General features: G+C 70.3%; 1 pseudogene. It reads left to right on the plus strand.

The features are described from left to right. Positions 1–41: 41 nt before the first annotated feature. Positions 42–583 (plus strand): annotated as a pseudogene (locus PV342_RS40960) (transposase); the annotation flags it as partial.

Raw genomic sequence — 583 nt, forward strand, 5'->3', positions numbered from 1 at the left:
TGGGGTTGTGCAGGCCGTCGTCGTGTTTCTGGGGTGGGTTCGTGTCGTTGCGTGGGGTGGAGCTGGCGGAGATCCCGGAGGAGACCGTGCGGGTGGCGCGCGCGGTGTTCCCGAAGGGGTGTTTGACGATGCGGGTGCGGGGCTCGCTCGGTCCGGTGTTCGCCGACGCCGATTTCGGGAGTTGTTCCCGGTGCGGGGACGGCCGGTGGTGTCGCCGGCGCGACTGGCGCTGGTGTCGGTGTTGCAGTTTGCGGTGGGGTTGACCGACCGGCAGGCCGCGCACGCGGTCTGTTCCAGGCTGGACTGGAAGTACGTCCTGTCGCTGGAGCTGACCGACGCCGGGTTCGACTTCTGCGTCCTCAGCGAGTTCAGGGCCCGGCTCGCGGGGGCGGACGCGGGCCGGGCGGTGTTCGACACGGTGCTGCGGGCCGCCGGGGAGGCGGGTCTGGTCAAGGCGGGCAAGCGGCAGCGCACGGACGCCACTCATGTGCTGGCCGTGACCAGGGACCTGAACCGGCTGGAGTTCGTGGTCGAGACACTGCGCGCAGCACTGAACCAGATTGCCGAGGTGGCCGGGGACTGG

This window comes from Streptomyces sp. PA03-3a (assembly GCF_033792735.1).
In the GTDB taxonomy this organism is placed as follows: domain Bacteria; phylum Actinomycetota; class Actinomycetes; order Streptomycetales; family Streptomycetaceae; genus Actinacidiphila.